Origin of the sequence: Ancrocorticia sp., assembly GCF_052089425.1 — a bacterium.
GTDB lineage: Bacteria > Actinomycetota > Actinomycetes > Actinomycetales > Actinomycetaceae > Ancrocorticia.
The window spans coordinates 1-4,730 of record NZ_JBQCZW010000068.1 but is presented as its reverse complement, the minus strand read 5'-3'; the positions used below and the strand labels follow the sequence as shown (position 1 = coordinate 4,730).

Here is a 4,730-nt window from a genome sequence, read left to right as displayed (position 1 = left end):
GAGCTTGGCGCGATATCGGGCCTCTCGATCGTTCTGGTGATCATCTCCACCGGGCTGGTTGGTGGGCTTTTGTGGTTACTCATCCCGGATCTTGATCTGGCGTGGGCCCTCGCGCTGGGCGCCGTGATCAGCCCGACTGACGCAGTGGCTGTGTCGATCGTCAAGAAGACCGGAGTTTCACCGCGCGTTATCTCCATCCTGCAAGGGGAGGGGCTGCTCAACGATGCATCGGCACTCGTCATGCTGCGGACGGCCGTGGCAGCGGCGGCGGCCTCGGTTACCGTGTGGGGAGTTGCCGGCTCCTTGCTGTGGGCGGTTGTGGGGGCGGCTGTTGTGGGAATCGTCGTCGGCAAATTGAATCTCGCGGTTCGCAGCCGAATCTCCAATACCACCGCAACTACCACGCTCTCCTTTGCTATCCCCTTTATTGCGATGGCTGGCGCCGAAGCCATCGGGGCTTCTGGCTTGGTCGGGGCCGTTGTAGCCGGGCTGATAACCGGGCAGGGGGCCGCGACCTACCTGTCTCCGAGCCAGCGCATCTCCGACTCGCAGAACTGGGAAACGATCGAGTTTATTTTGGAGGGAATCATCTTCCTGACGATGGGGTTGGAGTTCCACTCGCTCGTCACCGACCTGAGCGATAGCTCCTCGCCAGCCATCCTGATTGCACTCGGAGTGGCTGTTCTGGCACTCATTGCGTCGATTATCGTGCGCGCCCTCTTCGTGTATCCGTTGCTGCATGGATTGGAGAAGAGGGCTGTGCGGCGTGAACCTCTCAAGCCGCACTTCGAGGCCTTGCAAGATCGCTTGGCCAACGGGGAAACGGGGACGCTGGCGGCCATCGGGACGCACGGTGCCGCGGGGAATGACGGCCCTGAGGAGGTGTCGGAGGTGCCAGCCGAGCTACTGGCGAAACACCAGCGCAGGCTTTCTCGGAGAAAGAAGAGAGCGTTGAGGCGCGGGCAAAGCCCCGAACAGCGCCGAAGTGATCTGGCGGCACGCCTGCGCCGGGTGCTTGCTGACCTTGATTACTTCCTCGCATCGCCGTTGACCAAACGTGATGGCGGCGTGATTGTGTGGGCTGGGATGCGTGGGGCGATAACCGTCGCTGCGGCGCAAACCCTGCCTTTGGGAGCGCCCATGCGGTCCTACCTTGTGTTCATCGCCTTCCTAGTTGCGCTTCTTTCGCTCATGATTCAGGGAGGGACGTTGGCTCCGTTCGTCAAGTGGGTCAAGCCGACCCCTGCTCCCACCGCTCAGGAACGAGCGGCCGAACACGCCGAGCTGACGGCGCTTCTGGATGAGGCGAAAGAAGAATTGATAGCTGACTGCGCCGCGAGCGGGCAAGGTGGCGAACAGGACGAACTCTCAGAGGGCTCTCAGGGCCCTCGCGTCGAGGGACACGTGCCCTCCCAACTGAAGATTATCGAGGCGCAACGCAAGGCGCTGTTGAAAGCGCGCGATGATCACCAATTCGATGCGGAAATCCTCGAGGATGCGTTGGAGGTTTTGGACGCATCACAAGTGACTGTGGAGATGCGTGCGCGGAGCTTGGGGGAGTAGGGGACTGGTGCGTCTGATTGTGTGGGAGGGTCCACATAGCATTGATTCATGATTGCAGGCCAAAGTGATAGTACTTCGTGTTGTAGTTCGGGTAACAGTGTTGGTTTCTATTGGCATGGTTGTCAACAGCGGGGACAACACGTTGCGGCGGCGGTGGATGCAGCGGATTCTGTTCTTTATTCGAGCGGTAATCGGCTGCGACATCCGTTCACGGCCACATTGATTCGAGGCGAGGTTCGTGCGCTGCTCGAGGTGGCTCAGGAGGGTCAGCTATCCCCAGTCGATGAGGTCAAAGCCATCCAGTCTCCCAGCTTCAGCCGACTTTATGAGTTTCGTTGGAATGACCTTGAGGTACAAGAGCGGGACGAGACTGGGCAACATCGACGAATCAAGTGCCAGTTGCGATTAATCGAGAGCGAGGATCCTAGCCGGAGGCCGTTCACAGCTGTTGGCTTACACATATTTGAAAAGAGAGTTGATGGTACATCGGCCCAGGTCAGGGCGTGGCAGAATCATGAGATCCAAAGGGCTGAACAAACGTTTCGGTCTGGTTGTGAGGCGGCTTGGCATATACCGGAATTGCAGTAACAGGATAGGTGTTGAATCAGCGTGCCAGAAGATATAAGTTATAGTTTATGAACAATGAGTTTACGCCAGAGGTTGTAGAGGACCGAATGGTGGCAGTTCGCAGGGATCAGTTGCGCTTCCTGCGAGAACTAATAGTGTTACGAAAGAGGCATGGGCTTTCACAAGATGATGTTGCTGATCGTCTTGGTGTTTCTCAACCGGCGATTGCAGCGTTGGAACGATATGACGCGAACCCAACTCTTGCCACTTTGAGAAGGTACGCGGTTGCAGTAGAAGCGCGCATAGAGACGGCTATTATTGACGACTGCGAGAAATTTCATGGGACCCATATCCCAGGCTGGGCGGATTGGGAAACGAAGACGGCTCGCTCAAACAAAAGATGGACTGTTTCTCAAACGCGGCAGACGTTTCACGGTGCGATCTGATGGAACAGGACAGCCATGAAGAGTCTCTCACGTTGTCCGAGTCAGCTCAGATCGTCGATATTCGGGTCGCGGACATTGTCGCGCATCGGCATACCGATGCCGCGGTAAGCGACGACATCGGGGCGAGTGATGAGGCGGCTGAGCGAGTCAGTGTCGATTTCAATTTCAACTCAAGTTCGAACGAGTCCAAGGAGATACTGACTGTATCTGTGCAGACGACGTTTGGGAATCTGCCTCAAGGCTCTTTGTCCGTAACGGTCGAAGCACTGCTGTACATTCCGGGGCTAACTCGTGATACTCCGTCAAACGAGCAGATCCATGACTATATGAATCGAGATGGCTTTCGTGTGATTGAGCCATTCATCCGTCAGGAGGTCTTGGATTCCTCCCGCAGGGTGTTGAACGGACAAATTGTATTGCCGTTGATGCCTATCAGAGCTGATTAGGTTGCAACTATCCGGATTCGGTTGTGCTTGACCCCGCTTGGGGCAGTATCTGATGTTCAAGATGGAGATCCCTCGCTTCTGGCGCTGTGCGCATCAGGGCCTTCGGTCCGGGCGACACATGTGTCTCATCCGTGTACGGTGGAGCACATGAGCTTTGCACGGCAACCGGGCATCGCACGCCCGGAATCACTTAACCGGACCAGACTCCTCGCTGGCGCGGCGGCGGTTGCGCTGACGGTGGGAGGCCTCACCGCATGTTCCGATACCGCGCAACCAGCGAGCATTGTTCTCAAGACGGAAGGCGACAGCGTTGAGTTAGCCTCCCCAGAGGATGCTGGCGCAGCCACGGCGGCAGCTTCGGAGCTGGCTTTCGAATCCTCCGACATTGCTGTCGTGGGCAACGAAGATGATGCCGGTGCCGTAGCTGAAAAGTCGCTGGATCTGGAGGCACCCGGGCTTATCGTTGGCGAGGATGACGTGGCAACCGCCGATGAGCTGGAACGCTTGGGAGTTACTGCCGTGTTTGTGCCGGAAGGCCAGAAGGAGTTCGAGGCAATCGCTGATCTAGACGTCATCACCTACGACCCAGAAAGCCTCGAAGTTCAAGAAGGAGAGGCGCCCGAAGAGATTACACGCGATGGGGGCGCCGCAGCTGCCACACTGTTCGTCACGAGCACAGAGGGCCCCACGCCGGGCCAAGAGGTTGCGAGCGCAACGATCGAGGCAGCATCGGGCAACGTAGCTGAGCTGCCGGACGGAGATCCGCGCGCAACCTCAGAAACCGTGGAGGCCGCCAAGGCTTCGGACGGTGGCGGCGTGCTCGCGTTGGGTGAGGACTTCGGTGATTCTGATACGTTCACTGCGCGCCTCGCAACCGCTCGCACGGCCCCCGAGCTTCCGGGTGGCGGCCAGATCGCATTCCCGGGCAGACGCATGGTTGCTGCCTACGGGTCCCCGAACATTCCTGAGTTGGGAGTCCTCGGCGAACAGGATCTTGACGAATCCGTTGATCTGGTCAAGGAACTCGCGGCGGAATACGAGGACTACTCGGATGAGCCCGTTATTCCAGCGATGGAGATCATCACGACCGTCGCCTCTTCAGAAGCCGGACCGGACGGCAACTACTCAACTGAACTCAGCCACGACACGCTCAAGCCGTGGATTGACCGCGCTGGCGAGGAAGGAATCTACGTTGTGCTTGATCTCCAGCCGGGCACATCTACTTTCCTTGAGCAAGCCCAGATGTATGAAGATCTACTGAAGGAGCCTCACGTTGGACTGGCGCTCGATTCCGAGTGGCGGCTCGAAGAGGGCCAGCGTCACATGGCACAGATCGGCTCAGTGGATGCCGCTGAGGTGAATGAGACAGCAGACTGGCTCGCCGAGCTCACGGCCGAAAATGATCTGCCTCAGAAGGTATTCGTCATGCATCAGTTCTCGATGAGCATGATCACCGACAGGCAGGATCTAGACACATCCCACGAGGAACTTGCCATGATCCTGCACGCGGATGGCCACGGCACACCCGATCTCAAGATGGGCACGTGGAACGCACTGCAAGAAGGCTTGCCGAAGGGGATCGGCATGGCGTGGAAGAACTTCTACGACGAGGACAGTCCGACGTTTACCCCGGAACAGACCATGGACGTTGAGCCGAAGCCGTGGTTCGTGTCCTACCAGTAACAGGCTGCGGCTTAACGGCGAATTG

4 protein-coding genes are annotated in these 4,730 nt (G+C 58.0%); all 4 read left to right on the top strand.

All coding sequences use genetic code 11. From position 1 onward, the window contains the following. A partial coding sequence (locus ACTHV6_RS11840; protein ID WP_441387832.1) for a cation:proton antiporter occupies window positions 1-1,563 on the top strand: 1,563 nt, incomplete at its 5' end. A gap of 635 nt (window positions 1,564-2,198) precedes the next feature. Next, window positions 2,199-2,576, top strand: coding sequence for a helix-turn-helix domain-containing protein (locus tag ACTHV6_RS11835; RefSeq protein ID WP_441387830.1), 378 nt, complete (start codon window positions 2,199-2,201; stop codon window positions 2,574-2,576). Next, complete coding sequence (locus ACTHV6_RS11830; protein WP_441387834.1) at window positions 2,498-3,022, top strand: hypothetical protein; 525 nt, start codon at window positions 2,498-2,500, stop codon at window positions 3,020-3,022. Before ACTHV6_RS11835 ends, ACTHV6_RS11830 begins: the two co-directional genes overlap by 79 nt. Window positions 3,023-3,169: 147 nt before the next feature. Continuing rightward, window positions 3,170-4,705, top strand: coding sequence for a hypothetical protein (locus tag ACTHV6_RS11825; protein WP_441387828.1), 1,536 nt, complete (start codon window positions 3,170-3,172; stop codon window positions 4,703-4,705). Window positions 4,706-4,730 lie beyond the last annotated feature (25 nt).

Bases quoted from the DNA above. Each gene is read 5' to 3' on its own strand.
- ACTHV6_RS11835 (WP_441387830.1), top strand. From the start codon at position 2,199: ATGAACAATGAGTTTACGCCAGAGGTTGTAGAGGACCGAATGGTGGCA.
- ACTHV6_RS11825 (WP_441387828.1), top strand. From the start codon at position 3,170: ATGAGCTTTGCACGGCAACCGGGCATCGCACGCCCGGAATCACTTAAC.